Source organism: Flavobacterium sp. FlaQc-57 (genome assembly GCF_044007395.1).
Lineage (GTDB): Bacteria > Bacteroidota > Bacteroidia > Flavobacteriales > Flavobacteriaceae > Flavobacterium.
The window spans coordinates 916,531-940,087 of sequence record NZ_JBIPDA010000002.1 but is presented as its reverse complement, the minus strand read 5'-3'; the positions used below and the strand labels follow the sequence as shown (position 1 = coordinate 940,087).

The following is a 23,557-nucleotide window of genomic DNA, read 5'->3' as shown; positions in this document are numbered from 1 at the left end:
GAGCTTAAAAAAACATAAAGGCTTATGCTTAATTGAATTTGCTTTTCACGAACCATCTGTCGTTAAAAGAGAAACTTAAGCTAAAATTGAAATAGTTTTCCTGAACTAAATTTGCCGACATTGTACCTCTTTTACCAAATTCTAAACCAACGTTTACATTTGACCAAGATCCATTTCCAAGCGGAATTCCTGCTCCAAGGTTCATACCTATATCATTGATTGCCTCGTTATTAACTACCAATCCTATTTTCTCATATTTCAAACCGGCTCTATAAGTGATTCTACTTAAATAACTTGTGAAAGATGCATAATTTGGAACATAATATCCTCCTACTGCATATTTTTGATATTTTTCGTAACGAACATTATCTGCTGAATTGTAGTAATTTGCAAGTTGTCCATTACCTTGAAATGACATCGTAGTACCAACTAACCATTTTCTTGGCTGACCAATACCTGCACCAAATGTAACTTTGTTTGGTAATTTTAAATCTGAATCTGTTGAAGGAACTACATAAGGGTCCGGATCTGTAGTAACTGCAATAACTCTTGAGTTGTGTGAACTTAATGTACTAGCAAATGTATAATTCAAACTAGTAAACAATGTCAACTTCTTATCAATTTTTGTTTGATACATTGTACCAATATTAAAACTAACTCCTGACAACTCTGAAGTATTTGTTTCTGTTGTTGCATTTTGAACTCCTGAAACAAGCTCTAAACTTGTTGTTGTAATTTTCCCAAAATTATATTGTGCGTCTGCACCAATATTCCAATTTGGTCTAATTTTATATCCTAAACCAAAAAACACTTTATTCACACCACCTTTTCCTTCAAGCTGTGAGCTTGTTGCACCTTCGGTAGCTGTATTATCATTTCGAATTTTGTATCCAACTGAAGTTACCGGAACTAAACCAAACGCTGCACCAAATTTTCCCATCGGAATTCCTAATGCCAAATAATCGAAAGTAGCACGTTGGGCTTTTTCAGTCTGAGTATCTGTTTTAAATTTAGATGAACCAAAAGATCCTCCAACAGTAAAAGTTGTTTGTCTCAAACTAGCATAACTTGATGGATTTTCAATATTCAAGTGAATACTATCCTGCTCAACTGAAACTCCGGCCATAGACCTGTTTTCAAGAGTTCCTTTAAATCTCACATCACCAATTCCAAAAAAAGAATAAGGCGAAGCGGTACCTTGCTGAGCGAATGAAACGAACGAGATAAGCAAACAAGCGCTTACTATAATTTTTTTAATCATTGTCGATTTTATATTGAAATGTTTGGCTCAAACTCTCCAAAAGGAAATTTGAATTGGCAAATATGGTATTTTTTAATCGTTTAGCCAAAAAATCTGCATCTCCACCCGTTAAAATTATTATAAAATTTGAAAAGTTTCTCCGATATTCATCGATAAAACCGTCAATCTCATAGACGAACCCATTAACAACTCCAGAATGAATCGCCTGTTTTGTTGAGTTTCCTATATATAATTCCGGTTCTTCGAATGTCAGTAAAGGCAACTTGGCCGTGTAGTTATGTAAAGCTTCATATCGCAATCTGAGTCCCGGAGAAATTGCTCCGCCCAAATAATTATCATTTTCGTCGATAAAATCGTAGGTTATACAAGTTCCGGCATCAATCACTAATCTGTTTTGTTTTGGAAATTGCAGCGTAGCTCCTGCCGCCAAAACCATTCTGTCAATTCCTAAAGTTTTTGGAGTCGCATATTTATTTATAAAGGGGAAAGCATCTTCATGTGTCAAAAAATGGACTTTAAGTTGATTTTCGAAATCTAAAAAAGATTGTTTTTCAATATTTCCTACCGATGCCACGACCAAATCAGAACAACTTTGAAACTTTTCTAAAATTTTTTTAATTTTTTTTTCGAGATCATTTTTCTCAAAAATAAACTTTTCAAGAATAGTACTCCCCTCAAAAACAGCAGCTTTAATTCGAGTATTACCAACATCAACCGTTAAAATCATAGTTTGTTTTTTACATTTGCGAAGATACGAATTGATTTTTTTAAAAAAATGTTTTGGATAAATGAAAAATGATCCTATATTTGCACCCGCAATCAGCACGGTGCCTTAGCTCAGATGGTAGAGCAATGGACTGAAAATCCATGTGTCCCTGGTTCGATCCCTGGAGGCACCACCGTTAAAACCCGAATAGAAATATTCGGGTTTTTTGTTTTTAACATTTCTCTTTAAAATGCATTACTTATATATACTTTATTCGAGTTCAACTAAAAAATTCTATATTGGAGAAACAAGCAATATAGATCAAAGAATTTCAAAACATCAAAATCATTTCTATTCCAATTCTTTTACAAAAATAGCCAATGATTGGGAAGTGGTACTAACTTTTAGTTGTCAGGATAAAGATGAAGCTATATACCTTGAAAGTTTCATTAAAAGAATGAAAAGTAAAATTTTCAACAACAAAATAATCGCAGATCCATCAATACTAAAAGATATTCTGTCTAAACGAAAATCCAAATGTGTTCCTGGTTCTCCCGAAGCCTCGGGACTGGAGGCACCACCGTTAAAACCCGAATAGAAATATTCGGGTTTTTTGTTTTTAATATTTTCGTGAAAATTTAACCGCAAAGAGCGCTAAGATTTACGCAAAGGTTCACAAGTTTCAATTTTTATATATTTAGCTATCTTCAAATTATAGCTCGCGATTTTAAGCATGAAACACTTGGATGCTTGACAATAAATTGCACTTCAATGATTTAAAATACTAAAAACATTTACAACATAATCAAAAAGGTTCGCAAAGCTTTAAATTAAACTTTGCGAACCTTTGCGTAAATCTTAGCGTCCTTTTCGGTTAAAATAAGCTATTGATGAAATACAGAAACTGCAGGGAAATAATATCCAGAATAACTTACTGTTTCCTTCTTAACACCTGAGTCAGCATTAAACAAATAAAGATTATTGATTGCGAAATTTGTTCCAAATCCCTCATTAACTGTATTTACCACCAAAGAATTTTTCTTTCGATCGTAACCAATTCCTGCACCGTATAATATATTGGATTGTGTTAATGTAACAAAAGGTGTTGCCAATGAAGCTACATCTCCATTGTATTTATAAATTTCTTTACCACCGCTAAAACTTCCATTTTTAGCAATAAAAACATTGTTTTTGGCCGCTACAATAGACCCTGGATGCCAAGCTCCCCAACTTCCATAGGCTTGAAATGCTATTGCAATTTCTTTTACTTCAAGTGTATTTGAATCTATGCTTATCAGTTTTTTACCTCCTGCTGCCCACACTTTTTTATCATCGGTTACAGCAAATCCTAAAACCATACTTGGAATAGTTTTTTCAACCACCAACGTTGAAGCATTAATAACAATAACACCTTTTGAAGAAGACAACGCGAAAATGTAACCATTAGCTTTTACAATATCTCCAACCTGACCTGTAACACCTTCAATTTGTCCATTCAATTCCATTGTGTTAAGGTTAAGCTTAAAAATTCCTTTTCCCGAAGTTAATAATGCCTGATTCTCATCAATACCCACTACTGCACGCCAGTCGTTTCCGCCTTGAGCAGGAATTCTTTTTTCTTCTTTAAGTGAATAAGCATCTGCCACCACAACAGGTCCGCCAACTTTAGAAACTAAAAATAGTTTTTTATTAAAAATTGTTCCAAACTCTAATGTAGATGATTCCGGTTTTAAATTTTTATCGGGATTTACTTTTACAAAAACGCTGTCTTCTATTGCTTTTGTATCATATCTGTAGAATCCAACTGTTCCTGTTCCGTGTCCAAACCATCCTTCATTGATCATAAAGAAACCATTTTCATAAGCTCCTAAAGTGTGGATATCATATGTTAGAGAAACCTTTCCTCCATCGTTTTTGGCTGTCATTGTTATTTTAAAATCGCCTCTCGTTTCTGGCTTAAAAGTATAAGTAGAATCAGATCCTACAACACTTCCGTTAACTGCCCATTCAAAAACAACATTTTTTCTGTCTGCTAATTTTGAACTTAATTGTACTGTTTTTCCAATCGTCAAAGTATCTTTTAATTGCTGCTCTCCTTTTATTACCGGAGGCGCCGTAAAATCGTCATCACTATTACATGAAACTGTTAGCAACATCAAAGAAGCAATTGCGATTAATGGTCTGGAAAAAAAATGGTTTTTCATTGTTAAATATTTAAAATTATAGTACTTAATTTTTTAAATCGACTGTAACAAAAAAGTTTTACAAAGCAGCTTGCCTGCTTTCGTTAAAAGCAAAACATCTTGCAAATCGATAAGTTTTAATGATTTTTTTTGGAAAAAATGAAGGTATCGAACAGAAAAACTTCTGAAAGGAAATTACTTTTACGATATAATATTTGAGGAAAAAAGATTCTCATAAATTCAGTTTTGACTTACGAGAATAGAATAACCAAACAATACATAATCACGGAAAGCGATTAGTATTATTCTTAATTCAAGCTTCAATCCCCGAAAGCTATATTATTACTATAAAAATGGCAGGTCTTCTGACTTGCTCCCTACACCCAGCCTTCCCTTTCAAAATGAAAAGTGACGTATTAAAGGGTTTCAGTTAATGAGCTTACAGCTGCGGGACAGTTTTGGAGTTACACCAAATTCCCTTTTAATGTCAATATCTTATCAATATGACAACCATTTTCCGATTTAAATTCGAGGCGCAAATCTACAGTTTTCTTTTTAAAGAAAATAAATGAGCTCTTACTAATTATCAAGCCTCATTATTCCATCACTTTTTATGTATTAATTTGAATTATTTCGATGCTTCTTTTTACATTAAAAAGATGTCAATAAATAAGTTCTTTTTGTTAAAAAAGTATTAACTAAATAAAAAAATATCTTCTATATTCGTAAAATCATAATTAATAATTTTATTTATTATCAAAAACACATAGCGCTTTATGAGCAAAACTTCTACAAAAGGCATTTGGAAAGTAATTTCGGCCTCATCAATGGGGACAATGATTGAATGGTATGATTTCTATATTTTTGGAAGTTTAGCTGTTGTAATTTCAACTAAATTCTTTCCAAGCGATAATCCAACGGCAGCATTTTTATCGACTTTAGCCACTTTTGCGGCAGGATTTGTAGTTCGCCCTTTTGGAGCGCTATTCTTTGGGAGACTTGGCGATATTATTGGTCGTAAATATACTTTTATGGCTACTTTATTATTAATGGGAGGTTCTACTTTTTTAATTGGCTGTATTCCGAGTTATGAGACTATTGGTTTTTTAGCTCCTTTATTGGTTCTAATTTTACGTTTATTACAAGGGCTTGCTCTTGGAGGAGAATATGGCGGAGCGGCCACTTATGTTGCTGAACACGCTCCCGCGGGACAAAAAGGATATTGGACATCCTGGATTCAGACTACTGCAACGGTCGGCCTTTTCATTTCATTAATGGTGATCCTAGCCACAAAAAATGTACTCTCTGCAGAAGATTTTGATACTTGGGGATGGCGTGTTCCGTTTTGGGTGTCTATTGTAATGGTTGGTGTTTCGTATTTGATACGTAAAAACATGGATGAATCTCCTGAATTTGCCAAGGCCAAAAAGGAAGGAACTACGAGTACAAACCCGCTAAAAGAAAGCTTTGGAAACAGATATAACTTAAAATTTGTTCTACTTGCTTTATTTGGAGCAACAATGGGACAAGGTGTTGTTTGGTATACTGGCCAGTTTTACGCCATGAGTTTCATGAAAACGGTGATGAATATTGATTCTTCACAGGTTGATAGTTTATTGGGAATTGCTTTATTATTGGGTACTCCGTTTTTTATTTTCTTTGGATGGCTAAGTGATAAAGTAGGCCGAAAATACATTATGATGGGCGGAATGCTTCTTGCTATTTTATTTTATAGACCTATTTATAAAATGATGTACACGACTACTGATGTAAACTATAAGACTGAAATTGTAGAAAAAAGACTTCAAAATACTGAAACTACTAAAAATAATGATTTAATTACCACAATTTCAAAAACCTATACTGACGAAACTTCGTACGTGGAGAAGAAAACAACTTTTAACGATAAAAAGGAACCTCAAAGTCATATTTCCATTACCATTAATTCCAGCGATGAGTGGACATTGATTTTCCTGGTTTTTATTCAGGTTCTATTTGTAACTATGGTATACGGTCCAATTGCTGCTTTTTTAGTAGAAATGTTTCCAACGAAAATTAGATACACTTCAATGTCTCTCCCGTATCACGTTGGTAATGGCATTTTTGGTGGCTTACTTCCTGCCATTTCAACTTATTTTGTAACGCATGCCAAGGATTCAGGAAAACCTGATTTTTACCTTGACGGACTTTGGTACCCTATTATTATTGCCTCTGTTTGCTTTGTAATTGGAATGATTTATATTGACAATAAAAATAAAACTAACCACCTTTAATACTACTAACTATGAATGCGATCAAACAAATTTTGGGTGTTTTATGGATTATTCTGGCAGTTGCAGCGGCTTATTTTTGCGTGTTTGAATTTGGCTTACCAAAACTACTTTCAGACAAACAAGATGATTTAGTCTTTGGCATAATTATCCTTTTTATTCTTACTCCTCTAATTGTTTTAGGACTTGGAACTTTTGGTTATTTTGCTGTAATTGGAGAATACAACGAGAAGAAATAATAAACGCTCAGGAGTAAAGAAATAGAAAAGGGCTGTCTATCTTCATAGAGCAGCCCTTTTGCATTACTAACCAAACCTAATTTTTAATCTACAGAATACCTATAAATTTTATTTTTTAATAAGTTTCATTACTTGATTTTTTCCATTTTCATCAAGAGCTTTTACAAGGTATAAGCCTGTTTTTAGATCACTTACATTAAACTGAAAATCTGCATTTCCGTTTGTGCTGAAACTCTTTACCAACTGACCTGAAACTGCATAAATCTGAACTTTATTTGTTGTAATGTTCAGCGTAAAATAATTTGAAACCGGATTTGGATACAAACTGATAGTATTACCTTTTTCAAAATCTTCTATTGCTAAATTGGCTACTTTATTACCGTAAATTCGATACTCACCAGCTGGTATATTTATAGTCGCATTTACATCAGTCACATTAATAGTACTATTGTCCATTAAATTATACCATGTTCCTGTGTATTGAAAACCTGTTGGAACATTTTTCGCTGTTGTATCAAAATTCGCCACGATTAAAACATCTTTTAATTGTGCGGAAGATAAATTAGCATTCGTTATTTTTATATTCACTGATAGTGAACTGGCACTTGCGATTGTTGGAGTTCCTAAAAAAACAGGTTCTGTTGTTTTAAGTGTAATCATTTTTGCCCAATCGTTATAAATTTTACCTCGATTTGAATTTCCTAACCAATTATTTACCCATTGAGGCTGTGGTTTGGTATCTAATTTACAATCTCCGGATGTAGCGTCAACATCTGTATTTACGGTATTATTATTACAAGTAAAAATAGAACTCTCCCAACCTAAATCTCCAAAATGCCAAATCATTTTAGGGCCTGGTACCAATAATGAAACTGCTCCAAGTGCCGGCATTCTCGACAATGCTGTATTTAAATTTTTCACGTCGTATGAGCCGTTTGAAGCTCCAAATTGTACGCTTTTATACATTACTCTTTCTTCGTCATGACTTTCGGCATAACCCATTAAACGATTTGCGACAAAACCATGACTAGAACTTGCCATTCTCGAAATATCAGTATTTGTGGCATATCCCATTGCTAGTTGACTGTATTGATCTGTCATTTTTCCCCACATCATTATTCCTTTACTTATTGGGTCACTAACGCGATAATTTGCCCATTCTTTCTCTTCGGCATCGGTTCCTAAATGCTCAAAAATGGTGTAATGCGTCGGATCTAAACTCCATGAATAATCAGCATATTTTTTCAAAACATCAACTCTGTCTTGTTGATAAGCGTTGGTACAATTTTGATCAGCCGCAGTACAAGCCTGAGTAAATCCTTTTGTTAAATCCCAACGAAAACCATCGATTTTATATTCTTCAATCCATTGTTTAATTACACGGTCTACATAATTTTGAGTTTTTAATGACTGATGGTTAAAATCTTCTCCAACACTGTAACTGTGTTTTGCTACGGTATTAAAATAAGGATTTTCGGCAGTTGGAGACCCAAAACCGTCTCCGTCAGGATCGTTCATCCACATTCTCACCATTGGGTTTCTTCCAAAAGCGTGATTTAAAGCAACATCTAAAATAACGGCAATTCCGTTTTGATGACACAAATCGATCAGTTCTTTTAACTTATCTGAAGTTCCATAAAATTTGTCTAAAGCCATATGAAATGACGTATTGTACCCCCAACTTTCATTGCCTTCAAATTCCATTACCGGCATTAATTCGATTGCATTTATTTTAAGATTTTTAAAATAATTGATTCTGTCAATTAAACTTTGATAACTTCGAGCGGCATCAAAATCACGTACAAGAACCTCATACACTACTAACTTATCTTTTTCAGGTTTTGTAAAATTAGCTACTTGCCAATTGTATGGCGTTTGTCCTGTTTTTAAAACTGTAACTTCAAAATTTTGTCCTGCTGGATAAACTGGCATATTTGGATATGAAGCGACAGGAATTGCAGCATCATCATAAGGTGACAAAACTAATGTTGAATATGGATCTGCTGTTTTGACTAATGAAGGAGAATTGGCAATTGGCGCGGTTTTCACCACCCAATATTGATAGGTATTACTTACTCCCGAAACTAATCCGGTTAACTCTAACCAGAATTTCCCTGAAGTTGGATCTTTTTTCATGGCATACGCCGAAGTAGGCTGCCAGTTATTAAAACTACCAGCTACGTAAACAAAATCTTTTAAAGGTGCATCCAGAACCAAAGTAGCTTTTGTAAAATCTGTCTTATTGTAATTAATTCCATCAACTAATCCTGCCGGCATTGCCTCTGAAACTGTATTTGGATTTACAACTGCAGAAAACTTTTTGACAATCGTAGTAGTTCCTTGAGTTACGGCCAGTTCATACGTTTGGTTACCTGTAATACTTGTATGCGAATAAGAATAACTCGATGCACTTGCAATTGCATTGATCACAATTCCGTTTGCTTTCAACGAATAACTTGCCAAACCGTTCGTATTTGTCGCAGTTATATTAAAAGTTGAACCTGAAGCTAAAATTGTAGCACTATTTTCAACAGGGGCAGTCAGATTCACTTGAAAAGAACCAACCTCTACCAAAATATCCTGAGATTTTTTATCTCCAGTTCCGTTTTTTGCTTTAACTAAAAAACCAATTTTACCAATTCCTGTAATATTATAATACGTTGTTGGTGTAATGGTTTTCGTATAAGTATCTGAAGCGGCATTATAAGTGAATTTACTCGCGTCGCTTGAAGCCTCCCAAGCACCATTATTGGGTGTTCCTTTTTGTGTAGTATCGTTTGTATCAAAAGCCCAAGCCCATAAATAAAGTGAATTATCTGCAATTCCCCAGGTCGTTTCGTTTATACTGCTTCCGTTTATTGTAATGGTAATAGAAGTAGTTTCTTCAAAAACTGCAGGACTTACAGAATAAATCGCTGTTTGTTGCTGTGCAAATGTAACTGCCGACAACAAAAGAAATAGTAAGAGTAAAGTTTTTTTCATGATGTGGTTAATTGGTTAGTTAGATTAAAAAAGGGCTACCTTATAGATAGCCCTTATATTAATTTACAATAAAAATTAATCTACTGTAATAGTTTTTGCAACGTTGTCAATTTTTAAAACTCTTGATCCTGTTGGTCCAGTGTATTTAAAGTTACTGTCACCATCACCAGCATTTACTAATTCTGAATCGATAGTATAACCTAAACCTGAATAGTAAGTATAGTTATGACTTGCATCCCAGTTACCATTACTTGTAAAGTTGTTTCCTAAGAACTCTCTAAAAGCTTCTCCGCTTTTAAGAACAACAGTTACTTGGTAAATGTTTGTTTGCCCAACAACTAAAGGAAATTCAGTTTCAGCATCTCCATCCCAAGTCCATCCTCCAGGTGTAGCAGCACCAACTAACCAGTGTGAAGTTGCTAATGGTGTGTGATAAGGAGTTGCTTTAAAAGTATAAAAATTTGAGTATTGTGCTTCTGCACCAATTCCAACAGTCGCTTTAATACGAATGTCAACACTGTTTTCTTGTTTCTCAATAAAACCACCATTAACTAGAGCCGCATTTAATTCCGCAACTGTTAAAGCTCTAAAACGAGCAGTAGTTGTAGTTACAGCAACAGGAGCAGCAAATTTAGTTCCCGCTTTTGCAATTTCAATTGTATAGTTTACTACAGTTTGAGTACCGTCGTACTTCGCATCATCCCAAATTACTGTTGTAGCAATTTCTTTTTCTTTATCTTTTGTAAGAACAATATTGAAATCGTTTTTTGGGCTAAGTAAAACCGGAGCTGTAACTGGCTGTATTACTGGTCTGTTTTCTACATCATCTGCATTACATGATACTGCTAAAACACCAATGAATGCGATTAAAATTTTATATATATTTTTCATTTTATTATTTTTTATAAGGTTAGTTAGTATCCTGGATTTTGTTTTAAAGTTGGGTTAGCCTGAATAGTTTTTGAAGGAATTGGCATTAAATTTCTGAATTCTTCTGTACCACTACCATTTTTAACACCACCTTTCCATTGCCAGATTTTAGATCCTCCGGTGAATTTACCAAAACGAATCAAATCTGTTCTTCTGTGACACTCCCAAAACAATTCTCTCCCTCTTTCATCTAAAAGAAAGTCTAATGTTAGATCTGAAGTTGTAATAGCACCAGCACTAGCTCTTGCTCTAATTTTATTTACATATCCTAAAGCTGTTGCTATATTACCAGATGATGCTCCTCTTAAAGTTGCTTCTGCATACATTAAATACACATCAGACAATCTGTACATCGGGAAATCTGTATCAGGAATATCGTTTCTTTGAGCAGCACTGCCGTCAGAGTTTACATTAGTAAATTTTCTAACCGCATAACCATTAGTAAAAACTCCATAATCTGCAATATCTAAAGTTTGTCCGTTAGTATAAAAAGTTCCTCTTTTGTCTGAAGTAGCTGTTGCATCTGGAAACAACTGAACAAACTCTGGTCTTGCTCGTATTCCTGACCAACCACCATTCATTCCTTGATCAGCAGCGTTCATACTTCCACCAATAGATGCGTGCAGAATAAAACTCATTCCACCCCCAGTAGCTCTAATTGCATTACCATCTCCAACAATTGGGAAGATAACTTCATTTTGTGCTCCATTTCTATTATTATCAGCAGAGAATAAAAAACGGTAAGGCTTATCCATAAAAGTATATCCAGAACCTGTTATGATATCATTACAAACTATAGCGGCATCATTATTTCTTTCTGTTCCAGTGTATACTTTAGCATTTAAATAAATTTGCGCTAATAAAAATTTAGCCGCAGTTTTATCTACTCTACCGTATTCATTAGCTTTAGAAGCAACTAATGTATTATCCATATCTTTTAATTCTGACTCTATAAAAGCAAAAACTTCTGCTCTTGTTTTTTGCTCTGGATAATAGAAACCAACTGGATCTTTTTCTGTAGTAATTGGCACATTACCAAACAAATCCATTAGATTAACATATGAGAAAGCTCTTAAAAAACGAGCTTCTGCTCTAAACTTAACGATTTCAGCTTTTAAAGAAGCATCAACACCTCTTTCTGTAAGTTTTTCGTCTGTAGTTTGTCTTAAAAACTCATTAGCAACACTAATTTCGTAAAAAGCTCTTGAGAAAATTCCGTACAAAAACTGATTACTAGGACTCCATTGTTGACCATTTATTGCCGGCAAACCATCATCTGCCCATGCAATAATAGACTCATCCGTAGGAAATTCTTGTGAAACAAATAATAATCGCAAGTAACTGCTAAAATCACCTCCAAGACCAAAAATATCAGGAGAACCATCTCCGTCATTTCCTCCTACATACAAACCTGCATATAATTTTGCTAAAACTTGTTTGTATGATGCCGGATCTTGAAAAAAGGTATCAGAAAGAAACTCATCATCATCCTTTGGCGTCACATCTAAGTCGCTCGTACACGAAGTAAGCGTCATATTCAATCCTAAAATGAATAGGAGAAAATAAGATATATATTTAAATGATATTTTCATTTTGTTTATTTTTAAAATTTTGTTTTTCAATCTACTACTAAAAATTTGCATTTACTCCAAACAAGAATGTTCTGGCTCTTGGATAAACATTATTGTCTATTCCGTTGAATTTCTCAGGATCTAAACCATTGTATTTTGTAAGAACAAAAACATTTTGAACTCCTGCTGTAAATCTTAACGAAGCAGCTTTTAATAATGTTTTATCAAAAGTGTATCCAAGCACTATATTATCTAATTTGATAAAAGATGCATCTTTTACGAAATAATTAGAGTAGTTACGCTGTGTTCCATTAGAGTTACTTTCAGTAGTAAAACCAGTATTGTAATAATCAGTACTAATATTAGACAAATCAGAATCTCTTCTTAAACCTGCTTGTAAATATCCTTTATCAGAACTTACGTTATCATAAATATAGTTTCCTAAACTAGCTCTCCAGTTCATTGTAAAATCGAATTTTTTATAATTCAAAGTAGAGTACAATCCGAAAGTATAGTCTGCTGTTGGTTTATGAAATTTATAACGATCTGCATCTGTTATCGCACCATCACCATTTCTGTCTGCATAAGCACCTTGAATTGGTCTTTTGTTTGCATCATATAATTGCTCAAAAACAAAGAATGAATTTGGAGCAAATCCTGCAGAATGAATCAATACTTGGTTTCCTGTACCACCCGCAATAACATCTCCAGTAATATATCCTTGAAATCCTGGAACAGTAGTTCCTAAATCAGTGATTTTTTGATCGATATAAGTTGCATTAACAGCAAGATTCCATGTTAAATTATCATTTTTAACAATGTCAGATTGAAGATTAAACTCAACCCCTTTTGTTCTTACGCTACCAATATTACTATATCCTTGGTTTCTAATATTTGCTCCATCAGGATATGCAATTTCAGCCAAAAGGTCACTTGATTTTTTATCAAAATAATTAATCGTACCGGTTATTCTGTCTTTAAAGAATCCAAAATCTACCCCTACGTTCATCTCTGCCAAATCTTCCCATTTAATGTTTGGGTTATAACCTTCAGGTCTTGCAGCTTTATAAATAACTCCATTAAAAAGATATTGTGTATTGATCGTTCCTAAAGTTACTCTTCTTAAGTAATCATACTGAGGTACGATATCTTGTTGACCTGTAGTTCCGTATCCAACTCTTAATTTTAAACTTGACAATGTCTCATTATCTTTTAAAAATTCTTCCTGAGCAACATTCCATGCAAAAGCAGCTCCTCCAAAATTACCCCATCTGTTTTCTTTAGCAAAACGTGAAGTTCCGTCTCTTCTGTAATTTAAAGTCAACAAATATCTACTATCATAATTTAAAGTCAAACGACCAAAATACGATTGTAAGTTAATATCCGGATCCGTAGTAACATCTTCTTTTGGATTTGGTTCTTTAGTTTGACCTGAATCATATCCAACTCTTTGAAACAACTGGTAGTTATATCCTGCTGTTGCATCAATTTTAAATTTCCCTAAATCTTTAGTATAATTAAAATAAGTATTTAAGTTTTTATTCTGACGACTATCTGTATAATGAATATCTCCTCCTAAATTAACCCATTTACCACTTGTAAATACTTCTGGCTGATATCCTAAAATACTTTGGTTACTTACTCTTGTATAACCATCACTATTAAATTTATCAATTCCTCCTTCTACAACTACTCTTAAATCTTCGAAAAAATGTAGTTTATAGTCTAATCTAATATTTCCCCATTTTCTCGTAGAAGTTGATCTACGATCATCTTGATTTAATCTTGCCACTGGATTTCTTGCAGGCAATAATGGTACGTTTCCACTTGGCTCCAACCATTCAAAATAACCTGCATAGCGAGAACCCGCTTGATAAACAGATTGCGTTGGATCGAATGAAATTGCACTACTAATTACCGGACCTTCATCTTGAAATTGATTTTTTCCAAATGCTAAATTTCCACTAATATCAATTTTTAAATGATTATCAAATAAAACCGGGTTTAACGATAACGATGTCGTAGTTCTTTCAAAAGAAGTGTTTCTTAAGATTCCAGGATTATCAACATTTCCAACAGATAAACGTACAGGTAATTTGTTGAACAAAGCACCACTTACAGAGATATTGTTGTTTGTTGTTAAAGCAGTATGAAAAATTTCATCTTGCCAATTTGTATTTGCTGTACCCAATAAAGCTTTTTGAGCTGCATTACCTTTTTCGTTTACTAAAGCACGGAATTGATCAGCACTTAAAACATCTACTGTATTAGCAACTGTATTAATTCCTACCTGAGAATTGAAGTTAACTTTTACACCGCCTTTAGTTCCTTTTTTAGTCGTAATAACAATTACACCATTTGCTGCTCTGGAACCGTAAATTGCAGCTGCAGAAGCATCTTTCAATACTGTGAATGACTCAATATCATTAGGATCAATAGTAGACAAAATACTTGTAGATCCGTTAGGAACCGCATTACTCATAGGAAGTCCATCAATTACAATTAATGGCTCATTAGAAGCACTTAGCGACGATCCTCCACGAATTCTAATATCTGCTTTAGCTCCTGGTGCACCTCCACCAACAACGTTTACACCAGCAATACGACCGCTAATTAAACTTTCTGGAGTTACGTTGATTCCTTTATTAAATTCTTTTGCAGAAATTTGAGAAACAGATCCTGTAGCGTCTTTTTTCTTAACAGTACCATAACCTACTTGTACTACAACCTCTTTAAGTTGATTGTTATCTTCTTCTAAAGAAACAGTTAATGATTGTTGTCCATTATAAGTTACAGTTGACGTTTTGTATCCAATAAATGAAACATTAATTTTGTCTCCATTTTTTAAATTAGATAACTGAAATTTACCGTCAAAATCTGTTGATGTGCCACCTGGAGCACCTTGTACATTTACATTTACTCCCGGGATTGGTTGTCCCGTTGCCAAATCGGCAACCGTTCCTTTTAAAGTGCTTTGAGCGAGCACAGTAAACGGCAACAGCAGGAATAAAAATAACAACTTTTTGTAAATTGTTTTCATACTTTTTGTTTAAATTAGTTTGAGTTTTTGATTGTTAGTTAAGTTTTTAATTTTACTTCGAATTTCAAAATTAGGAATTTATTAACACGCTCGACCGCAGGCAATTTTTATTGGTTTACGAAAACGTGGTAGTGTTGAAAACTTTCTATTTTTTGTAATCTTTTAAGTCAAAAATTGTCAATTATAAAAATATAAGATACCTTTATTAACAATTAGATTTTTTTCAAATAACCATTATGAAACGCAAAATAACCCTAAAACAGATTGCAAAGGAACTTGACGTGTCCATTTCAACTGTCTCAAAATCACTAAGAAACAGTCTGGAAATAGGAGAAGAAACACGTTTAAAAGTGCAAGCTTTTGCAAAGTTTTACAATTACAAGCCTAACAATATTGCCCTTAGTCTAAAAAATCGAAAAACCAAAAGTATCGGTATTATCATTCCGGAAATTGTACATTATTTTTTCTCTACTGTAATCAACGGAATTGAACAAGTTGCTAACGAAAATGGTTATAGTGTTGTCATTTGTTTGTCTGACGATTCTTTTGATAAAGAAGTCCTAAATATGGAGATGTTGGCCAACGGAAGCATCGACGGATTTATCATGTCTCTTTCTAAAGAAACCCAATACAAAGGTGATTTCCACCACATTACAGAAGTTATCAATCAAGGAATGCCAGTTGTAATGTTCGACCGGGTAACCAATGATATTTTATGCGATAAAGTAATTATTGATGATAAAGCTGCCGCTTATGAAGCGGTTCAAAGTTTAATTGACAACGGCAGAAAAAAGATTGCTCTTGTTACAACTGTCGATTATGTAAGCGTTGGAAAACTCAGAACTGATGGTTACGAAAAAGCACTTCTGGACAACGGATTACCATTCAATGAAGATTTAATCATTAAAATTGAAGATGTAGATACTTGCGAAATTACCATAAGTCAGCTTTTGCACGATCGCGCTTTTGATGCTGTTTTTGCTGTAAACGAACTTTTTGCAGTAACAATTATTAAAACTGCAAGTAAAATGGGACTAAAAGTTCCCGAAGATTTAGCTGTAATCGCTTTTACTGACGGAATTATCTCTAAATACTCTACACCAAGTATTACAACTGTAAGTCAAAGTGGTGAAAAAATGGGAAATAAAGCAGCTAAAATGCTGATCGAAAGACTCGAAGCCGAGCACGTTGATGACGAAGAAGAAAACGAAAATTATACCACTGAAGTTATCGAAACACATTTAATAAAAAGAGAATCTACTGACTAAATTTCTTAAAATCAACATATTCTAAAGCCATAAATAATATTTATGGCTTTTTTGTTAGTATATATCTAAAATTAATTTATACTTTTACGGCCGTCAAAGCTTTTACTTTTACTTCGAAAAAACAGTAAGTTTTGATAAGCAAAGCGCTTATCGTCTAATTAATTTTTTAATTACGATAATGGAAAAGCGTAAATTAAGTTTCTGGGAAATTTGGAACATGAGTTTCGGTTTCTTGGGAATACAATTTGGTTTTGCACTGCAAAACGCAAATACTTCAAGAATTTTTGAAACCCTTGGTGCAGAGATAGACAAAATCCCTATTTTATGGATTGCAGCTCCTGTTTCAGGTTTAATAATTCAACCCGTTATTGGTTACTTTAGCGATAGAACCTGGACTCGTTTGGGAAGACGACGCCCCTATTTTTTAATTGGAGCCATTTTGTCTTCAATTGCGTTATTTGTAATGCCGAATTCTCCAACTTTATGGATTGCGGCTGGAACTTTATGGATCATGGATGCGTCAATAAATGTTTCAATGGAACCTTTCCGCGCTTTTGTTGGCGATAATTTGCCAGACGAGCAACGCGCATTAGGTTTTGTAATGCAGAGTTTCTTTATTGGAACCGGAGCTGTTGTAGGTTCTATTTTACCTTACCTTTTCGCAAATGTATTTGATGTCAGCAATGTTGCACCAAAAGGAATTATTCCGGATGCTGTAAAATGGTCTTTTTATATTGGCGGAATTGTTTTTTTACTTTCTGTTCTATGGACTGTTTTTAAAACAACAGAATATACTCCCGAAGAACTTCAAGCATTCGAAGCAAATAGCAAAAAAAACACAGAAGGCTTATCTAATTCTGAAACAGAATCTGGAGTTTCTACAAAAAAACAATTGCTTTTAGGTTTATTATTTACTGGTATTGGAGGATTAATTTCATTTTTAATTTTCGAAAACAGCCTTGCAAAAGAATTATACATTTTGTTTGTCGGATTGATTTTCATGGGTGTTTTATTCATAATTGCATCACAATTACGAACTAAAAAAGTTCAGAATGGTTTTACCATAATCATGACCGATTTATTGAATATGCCAAGAACAATGCAAAAATTGGCTTGGGTTCAGTTTTTCTCCTGGTTTGCGCTTTTTTCGATGTGGATTTATACGACACAAGCTGTTACTACACACCTTTTTCACACAACAGATACAAAATCTCAAATATACAACGACGCTGCTCTTTGGATTACAGTCTTATTTACAGTTTACAATGGAGTAGCTGCTGCTGTAGCATTTCTATTGCCAGTCATTGCGAAGAAAATAGGTCTTAGAGTAACACATTTACTAGCATTATGTGTTGGAGGCGTTGGTCTAATCTCCTTTTATTTTATTCCTAACAAAGATCTGCTAATTATTCCAATGATAGGAGTTGGAATTGCATGGGCAAGTATTTTATCTATGCCATATGCCATGTTATCAGGTGCTTTGCCAGCTGCAAAAATGGGTTATTACATGGGAGTTTTTAACTTTTTTGTAGTAATTCCACAAATTGTAGCAGCCACAATACTAGGATTTGTAATTAAACAATTCTTTCAAAACGAACCTATTTACGCCTTAATTATCGGAGGTGTATCTATGATATTTGCCGGATTACTTACACTTAGAGTAAATAGCAAAACTAAAATTGAAATTCATGAATAACAAAAAAGCATTCATATTCGACCTTGACGGCGTAATCGTTGATACCGCTAAATACCATTTTTTAGCTTGGCAAAAAATCGCGCAGGCCTTAAATATAAATTTTACACACGAAGATAACGAATTACTAAAAGGTGTAAGCCGTGTTCGTTCGTTGGATATTATACTTGGATTAGGAAATGTTCAGGCTTCGCAGGAAGACAAAGACAAATGGTTAATTCAAAAAAATGAAGATTATTTATCTTATTTAGTTGACATGGACGAAAGCGAGATTCTTCCAGGAGTTTTAAAAATTCTAAAACTATTAAAAGATAAAAATCAAGGAATTGCATTGGGTTCTGCCAGCAAAAATGCAAGACCAATTCTGGAAAAAACAGGGATTCTGTCTTACTTCGATGTTATTGTTGACGGAAATGACGTTACCAATGCAAAACCAGATCCGGAAGTTTTCCTGAAAGCGGCTCAATTATTAAACATTGATCCAAAAAATTCAATTGTATTTGAAGATTCTGTTGCCGGAATCCAGGCAGCAAATATTGGCGAAATGGTAAGTGTAGGAATTGGTGAGAAAACAATTTTACATGAAGCTGATTATATTTTTAAAGATTTCACAGAAATAACCCCAGAGTTTATCGAGAAACTAATCGGTTAGTGAAGAATGTGTCAATGTGTCAATTTGATAATTAGAAAATGTCTTATTACCACGTTTCAGTAAACCATTCGATGTTTTAAAAATATAAATCATCTAATTAAAAAAGTAAAATAGTAAAACAACAAGCAATTAATCAGATTAAAGATCACTAAAAGAAAATAATTATCTCATTTTCTAATTGACACATTATCTAATTGAAGAATTGCCGAATTATCAAATTAAAAAATAATGAATCAAGATTATATAAAACCAGACAATTGGTCCATCATAGAAGAAGGATTTGATGCAGAAAGAGTGAAATCGTCTGAAAGTCTTTTTAGTATCGGAAACGGGGCTATGGGACAACGTGCCAATTTTGAAGAAACCTATTCTGCTGAAACATTTCAGGGAAGTTACATCGCAGGAATTTATTATCCTGACAAAACTAAAGTGGGTTGGTGGAAAAACGGATATCCAAAATATTTTGCGAAAGTATTAAATGCTCCAAACTGGATTGGAATTGACGTTGAAATCAACGAAGAAAACTTAGACTTAAACAATTGTTCTGAGGTTAAAAACTTCCGCAGAGAATTGAATATGAAAGAAGGTTGGTACAATCGTTCTTTTGAAGCTACACTGAAAAACGGAACCGAAATTGCCGTAAATGTTCGTCGTTTTCTTTCTTTAGATTTGGATGAAACAGGAATCATTAAATACGAAATTACGCCTTTAAACAAAGACGCAAAAATTGTTTACAAACCTTATATCGACGCTGGTGTAACCAATGAAGATGCAAACTGGGAAGAAAAATTCTGGGAACCTCTTGAAGTAAAAAAAGGAACAAATGAAGCTTTTGTAACCGCGCAGACTTTCAAAACGCACTTTAAAGTTACGACTTTCATGCACAATACGATTTTTGCAAACGGAGAAAACGTAAACATTTCACCTTCAACAATCGATTCAACTACTGATAAAGTTCAATTTACTTACGGCACGATTATCGCAAAAGGACAAACCTCATCAATTCAGAAAATTGGTGGATATACTGTTTCTTTAAATCACGAAAACACTTTGACTGCAGCAGAAAAAACAATAAAAACTGCTGTTAATTTAGGTTACGATACTTTACTTCAAAATCAAATTGATGCCTGGAGTAAAATCTGGGAAATGTCAGATATTACCATTGATGGAGATGTAAAAGCGCAACAAGGAATTCGCTTCAACATCTTTCAATTAAACCAAACCTATTTAGGAAAAGACAGCCGATTAAATATTGGACCAAAAGGTTTTACCGGAGAAAAATACGGCGGATCAACATATTGGGACACTGAGGCATATTGTATTCCGTTTTATATGGCAACAAAAGATCAGCAAGTTGCAAGAAACCTGTTGACATATCGTTTCAATCAATTGGATAAAGCAATTGAAAATGCCAAAGACAATTTAGGTTTCAAAGATGGTGCAGCATTGTATCCAATGGTTACCATGAACGGAGAAGAATGCCACAATGAATGGGAAATCACACACGAGGAAATTCACAGAAATGGTGCAATTGCTTTTGCAATTTATAATTATCACCGTTTCACCGGAGATTACTCTTATATTCCTGAAAAAGGTCTGGAAGTTTTAATCGGAATTGCACGTTTTTGGCACCAAAGAGCTTCTTTCTCTAAAGACAAAAATCAATATGTTATTCTTGGAGTTACAGGTCCAAACGAATACGAAAACAATATCAACAATAATTTCTACACCAACTATATTGCAAAATGGTGTATTGACTATGCCGAAGAACAAATTAAAAAAGTAGCTGTAGAATATCCTGCAGATCACAAACGCATTTTAGAAAAAGTAAATCTGTCGGCAACTGAAATTCAGGCATGGAAAAAAGTAGCCAATGATATGTATTTTCCATTTTCAAAAGATTTAGATATTTATTTACAACAAGACGGTTTCTTAGACAAAGACTTAGTTTCTGTAAAAGACTTAGACAAATCGCAACGCCCAATCAACCAAAAATGGTCTTGGGATCGTGTTTTACGTTCGCCTTACATCAAACAAGCCGACGTTTTACAATGTTTTTATTTCTTCGAAGATCATTTCTCTAAAGAAGAATTAAAACGCAATTTTGAATTTTACGAATCCTTTACCGTTCACGAAAGTTCACTTTCACCTTGCGTACACTCGATTCAGGCAGCAGCTTTAGATAAAATGGATATGGCATATACATTTTACTTAAGAACATCCCGTTTAGATCTTGATGATTACAACAAAGAAGTTGAGGAAGGTTGTCACATCACATCTATGGCAGGAACCTGGATGAGTATTGTAGAAGGTTTTGGAGGAATGCGTGTTAAAAATGACCAATTGCATTTTTCTCCGAAAATCCCAAAAGAATGGAAAGGTTACTCTTTCAAAATAAACTTTAGAAATCAAATTCTAAAAGTATCTGTAAATCATGACAAAACTACTTTTACCGTAGATGGTGATCAAGATTTAACAATTGTAGTAAACGGAAATCCTGTAACTGCAAGTAAATTTGTACAAATTAATTAAATTACAATACTCTAAAATCTAAAAAACATGAAAAACTTATTTTTCGCAAGTTTAATCTTGTTTGCTTTTAGCTCGATTGCAAAAGCACAACAATTAAAATCACCCGAAGGCAAGTTCGTAATGGAATTTTCGCTTCAAAACGACGGAACTCCAACTTACAATTTAAAATACAAAAACAAAGAAGTTGTAAAAAACAGTAAATTAGGTCTTGAACTTAAAGATGATAAAAAATCTTTATTGAATGATTTTACAGTTGTTGATACTAAGACTTCAACTTTTGATGAAACTTGGAAACCGGTTTGGGGCGAAGTAGACAATATTAGAAATCATTATAATGAATTGGCTGTTACTTTAAATCAAAATGGAACGGACAGACAAATCGTAATTCGTTTCCGTTTGTTTGATGACGGCCTTGGATTTAGATATGAATTTCCAACTCAAAAGAACCTTACTTATTTCGTAATTAAAGAAGAAAGAACTCAGTTTGCGATGGCGGGCGACCACACTGCTTTCTGGATTCCTGGAGATTACGATACTCAGGAATACGATTATACAAAATCGAAATTATCTGAAATTAGAGGTTTATCTGAAAAAGCATATACGGCGAATGTTTCGCAAAAAAACTTTTCACCAACAGGAGTACAGACTTCTTTGATGTTAAAAACAAATGATGGTTTATACATCAACTTACACGAAGCAGCTTTGATCAACTATTCTTGTATGCATTTGAATCTTGATGACAAAAACATGATTTTCGAATCGTGGTTAACTCCAGATGCAAAAGGTGATAAAGGTTATATGCAAGCACCAAGCCACTCACCTTGGAGAACAATAATGGTAAGCGATGATGCGAGAGAAATCTTAGCTTCAAAAATGACTTATAACTTAAATGATCCATCAAAAATTGATAATACTTCTTGGATTAAACCAGTAAAATACATTGGTGTTTGGTGGGAAATGATTACAGGAAAAAGCTCTTGGTCATATACAAATGATTTTCCAACGGTACAATTGGGTGTTTCTGATTTCTCAAAAGCAAAACCAAACGGAACTCACGGAGCGAATAATGCTAACGTAAAAAAATACATTGATTTTGCTGCTGCAAATGGCTTCGACGCTGTTTTAGTTGAAGGTTGGAACGAAGGTTGGGAAGACTGGTTTGGACACTCAAAAGATTATGTTTTTGATTTTGTAACGCCTTACCCTGATTTTGATGTAAAAGGTTTGCACGAATACGCAAAATCTAAAGGTGTAAAAATTATCATGCACCATGAAACTTCAGGTTCAGTTCGTAACTACGAGCGTCACATGGATAAAGCATACCAATTCATGAAAGACAACGGGTACGATGCTGTAAAAAGCGGTTATGTTGGAGATATTTTACCTCGTGGTGAAAATCATTACGATCAATGGATTGTAAACCATTATCAATATGCAATTGAAAAAGCAGCTGATTATAAAATTATGGTGAACGCTCACGAAGCGGTTCGCCCAACAGGAATTGCAAGAACGTACCCGAACTTAATTGGAAACGAAGCTGCAAGAGGAACAGAATACCAAGCTTTTGGAGGTTCTAAACCAAATCACGTTACTGTTTTACCATTTACACGTTTAATTGGAGGTCCAATGGATTATACTCCCGGAATCTTCGAAATGGATATCAGTAAAATGAATCCAGAGAACAAATCTCATGTAAACAGTACAATTGCAAATCAATTGGCATTATACGTTACAATGTACAGCCCATTGCAAATGGCTGCTGATACTCCAGAGAACTACAACCGTTTTCCAGATGCATTTCAATTCATTAAAGATGTGGCTGTAGATTGGTCAGAGAGTAAATATATTGAGGCTGAACCAGGAGATTTTATTACTGTTGCCCGTAAAGCAAAAGGAACAAACAATTGGTTCGTAGGAAATGTAAACGGAGAAACGCCTCGCACATCAAACATTGATTTCAGTTTCCTTGAAAAAGGCAAAAAATACACCGCAACAATTTATGCTGATGCAAAAGATGCGCATTACAAAACTAATCCGCAAGCTTACACAATCAAAAAAATTGTTGTAACAAACAAATCAAAATTATCGCAGTTATCTGCTCCAGGCGGAGGTTATGCAATTAGCATAATTGAAACTAAATAATTTTTTCAAAGACAAGTGATTTTCCCCAAGATTACTTGTCTTTTTTTTAATCTTTAAATAATACCTAACAAGTTTTTTAAACCTGTTA

15 protein-coding genes, 1 tRNA gene and 1 riboswitch are annotated in these 23,557 nt (G+C 34.0%); of the genes, 9 read left to right on the top strand and 7 right to left on the bottom strand.

Annotation, left to right across the window (positions count from 1 at the left end; all coding sequences use genetic code 11):
• Window positions 1-28 precede the first annotated feature (28 nt).
• Both ACHRVZ_RS10035 and ACHRVZ_RS10030 read right to left on the bottom strand, forming a co-directional pair.
• Entirely contained in the window at window positions 29-1,261 is a 1,233-nt protein-coding gene (locus ACHRVZ_RS10035; protein ID WP_395422239.1) for a hypothetical protein, read from the bottom strand.
• On the bottom strand, window positions 1,254-1,988 hold the full coding sequence (locus ACHRVZ_RS10030) for a type III pantothenate kinase (RefSeq protein ID WP_395422238.1): 735 nt from the start codon (window positions 1,986-1,988) through the stop codon (window positions 1,254-1,256). Before ACHRVZ_RS10030 ends, ACHRVZ_RS10035 begins: the two co-directional genes overlap by 8 nt.
• A gap of 99 nt (window positions 1,989-2,087) precedes the next feature.
• Here ACHRVZ_RS10030 and ACHRVZ_RS10025 point away from each other — a divergent pair.
• Both ACHRVZ_RS10025 and ACHRVZ_RS10020 read left to right on the top strand, forming a co-directional pair.
• Window positions 2,088-2,160 (top strand) — tRNA-Phe (locus ACHRVZ_RS10025).
• Window positions 2,161-2,217: 57 nt separating this feature from the next.
• Window positions 2,218-2,565, top strand: coding sequence for a GIY-YIG nuclease family protein (locus tag ACHRVZ_RS10020; RefSeq protein WP_395422237.1), 348 nt, complete (start codon window positions 2,218-2,220; stop codon window positions 2,563-2,565).
• A gap of 286 nt (window positions 2,566-2,851) precedes the next feature.
• Here the strand turns inward: ACHRVZ_RS10020 and ACHRVZ_RS10015 are convergent, their stop codons facing one another.
• A complete protein-coding gene (locus tag ACHRVZ_RS10015) occupies window positions 2,852-4,171 on the bottom strand; it encodes a DUF5074 domain-containing protein (RefSeq protein WP_395422236.1) in 1,320 nt (439 codons plus the stop codon).
• 316 nt (window positions 4,172-4,487) lie between these two features.
• Window positions 4,488-4,680, bottom strand: a riboswitch (cobalamin riboswitch).
• Window positions 4,681-4,926: 246 nt separating this feature from the next.
• On the opposite strand from ACHRVZ_RS10015, the gene ACHRVZ_RS10010 reads away from it, so the two are divergent.
• Complete coding sequence (locus ACHRVZ_RS10010) at window positions 4,927-6,423, top strand: MFS transporter (protein ID WP_395422235.1); 1,497 nt, start codon at window positions 4,927-4,929, stop codon at window positions 6,421-6,423.
• Window positions 6,424-6,434: 11 nt separating this feature from the next.
• Window positions 6,435-6,659, top strand: a complete 225-nt coding sequence (locus tag ACHRVZ_RS10005; protein ID WP_395422234.1) for a DUF6814 family protein — start codon at window positions 6,435-6,437, stop codon at window positions 6,657-6,659.
• A 108-nt stretch (window positions 6,660-6,767) separates the two neighbouring features.
• Here the strand turns inward: ACHRVZ_RS10005 and ACHRVZ_RS10000 are convergent, their stop codons facing one another.
• The 4 genes from ACHRVZ_RS10000 to ACHRVZ_RS09985 form a co-directional block, all read right to left on the bottom strand.
• Entirely contained in the window at window positions 6,768-9,641 is a 2,874-nt protein-coding gene (locus ACHRVZ_RS10000; protein ID WP_395422233.1) for an alpha-amylase family glycosyl hydrolase, read from the bottom strand.
• Window positions 9,642-9,716: 75 nt separating this feature from the next.
• Window positions 9,717-10,532, bottom strand: a complete 816-nt coding sequence (locus tag ACHRVZ_RS09995) for a SusE domain-containing protein (RefSeq protein WP_395422232.1) — start codon at window positions 10,530-10,532, stop codon at window positions 9,717-9,719.
• 23 nt (window positions 10,533-10,555) lie between these two features.
• A complete protein-coding gene (locus ACHRVZ_RS09990; protein WP_395422231.1) occupies window positions 10,556-12,163 on the bottom strand; it encodes a RagB/SusD family nutrient uptake outer membrane protein in 1,608 nt (535 codons plus the stop codon).
• A gap of 37 nt (window positions 12,164-12,200) precedes the next feature.
• Complete coding sequence (locus tag ACHRVZ_RS09985) at window positions 12,201-15,182, bottom strand: SusC/RagA family TonB-linked outer membrane protein (RefSeq protein ID WP_395422230.1); 2,982 nt, start codon at window positions 15,180-15,182, stop codon at window positions 12,201-12,203.
• Between the two features lie 236 nt (window positions 15,183-15,418).
• Here ACHRVZ_RS09985 and ACHRVZ_RS09980 point away from each other — a divergent pair, with 236 nt between their 5' ends.
• The 5 genes from ACHRVZ_RS09980 to ACHRVZ_RS09960 all read left to right on the top strand — a co-directional run bounded on the left by ACHRVZ_RS09980 (window position 15,419) and on the right by ACHRVZ_RS09960 (window position 23,469).
• On the top strand, window positions 15,419-16,450 hold the full coding sequence (locus ACHRVZ_RS09980) for a LacI family DNA-binding transcriptional regulator (protein WP_395422229.1): 1,032 nt from the start codon (window positions 15,419-15,421) through the stop codon (window positions 16,448-16,450).
• Between the two features lie 178 nt (window positions 16,451-16,628).
• Window positions 16,629-18,146, top strand: a complete 1,518-nt coding sequence (locus ACHRVZ_RS09975; protein WP_395422228.1) for an MFS transporter — start codon at window positions 16,629-16,631, stop codon at window positions 18,144-18,146.
• On the top strand, window positions 18,139-18,795 hold the full coding sequence (gene pgmB / locus ACHRVZ_RS09970) for a beta-phosphoglucomutase (protein WP_395422227.1): 657 nt from the start codon (window positions 18,139-18,141) through the stop codon (window positions 18,793-18,795). Before ACHRVZ_RS09975 ends, pgmB begins: the two co-directional genes overlap by 8 nt.
• Before the next feature lie 228 nt (window positions 18,796-19,023).
• A complete protein-coding gene (locus ACHRVZ_RS09965; RefSeq protein WP_395422225.1) occupies window positions 19,024-21,327 on the top strand; it encodes a glycoside hydrolase family 65 protein in 2,304 nt (767 codons plus the stop codon).
• Between the two features lie 27 nt (window positions 21,328-21,354).
• A complete protein-coding gene (locus tag ACHRVZ_RS09960) occupies window positions 21,355-23,469 on the top strand; it encodes a glycoside hydrolase family 97 protein (protein ID WP_395422223.1) in 2,115 nt (704 codons plus the stop codon).
• The last annotated feature ends 88 nt before the right edge of the window (window positions 23,470-23,557 follow it).

What these genes read in the sequence shown, in the direction of transcription:
- ACHRVZ_RS10005 (WP_395422234.1), top strand. Translation starts at nt 6,435, where the DNA reads ATGAATGCGATCAAACAAATTTTGGGTGTTTTATGGATTATTCTGGCA.
- ACHRVZ_RS09985 (WP_395422230.1), bottom strand. Translation starts at nt 15,182, where the DNA reads ATGAAAACAATTTACAAAAAGTTGTTATTTTTATTCCTGCTGTTGCCG.
- ACHRVZ_RS10020 (WP_395422237.1), top strand. Translation starts at nt 2,218, where the DNA reads ATGCATTACTTATATATACTTTATTCGAGTTCAACTAAAAAATTCTAT.
- ACHRVZ_RS10010 (WP_395422235.1), top strand. Translation starts at nt 4,927, where the DNA reads ATGAGCAAAACTTCTACAAAAGGCATTTGGAAAGTAATTTCGGCCTCA.
- ACHRVZ_RS10035 (WP_395422239.1), bottom strand. Translation starts at nt 1,261, where the DNA reads ATGATTAAAAAAATTATAGTAAGCGCTTGTTTGCTTATCTCGTTCGTT.
- ACHRVZ_RS10015 (WP_395422236.1), bottom strand. Translation starts at nt 4,171, where the DNA reads ATGAAAAACCATTTTTTTTCCAGACCATTAATCGCAATTGCTTCTTTG.
- ACHRVZ_RS09990 (WP_395422231.1), bottom strand. Translation starts at nt 12,163, where the DNA reads ATGAAAATATCATTTAAATATATATCTTATTTTCTCCTATTCATTTTA.
- ACHRVZ_RS09975 (WP_395422228.1), top strand. Translation starts at nt 16,629, where the DNA reads ATGGAAAAGCGTAAATTAAGTTTCTGGGAAATTTGGAACATGAGTTTC.
- pgmB (WP_395422227.1), top strand. Translation starts at nt 18,139, where the DNA reads ATGAATAACAAAAAAGCATTCATATTCGACCTTGACGGCGTAATCGTT.
- ACHRVZ_RS10000 (WP_395422233.1), bottom strand. Translation starts at nt 9,641, where the DNA reads ATGAAAAAAACTTTACTCTTACTATTTCTTTTGTTGTCGGCAGTTACA.
- ACHRVZ_RS09995 (WP_395422232.1), bottom strand. Translation starts at nt 10,532, where the DNA reads ATGAAAAATATATATAAAATTTTAATCGCATTCATTGGTGTTTTAGCA.
- ACHRVZ_RS09960 (WP_395422223.1), top strand. Translation starts at nt 21,355, where the DNA reads ATGAAAAACTTATTTTTCGCAAGTTTAATCTTGTTTGCTTTTAGCTCG.
- ACHRVZ_RS09965 (WP_395422225.1), top strand. Translation starts at nt 19,024, where the DNA reads ATGAATCAAGATTATATAAAACCAGACAATTGGTCCATCATAGAAGAA.
- ACHRVZ_RS10030 (WP_395422238.1), bottom strand. Translation starts at nt 1,988, where the DNA reads ATGATTTTAACGGTTGATGTTGGTAATACTCGAATTAAAGCTGCTGTT.
- ACHRVZ_RS09980 (WP_395422229.1), top strand. Translation starts at nt 15,419, where the DNA reads ATGAAACGCAAAATAACCCTAAAACAGATTGCAAAGGAACTTGACGTG.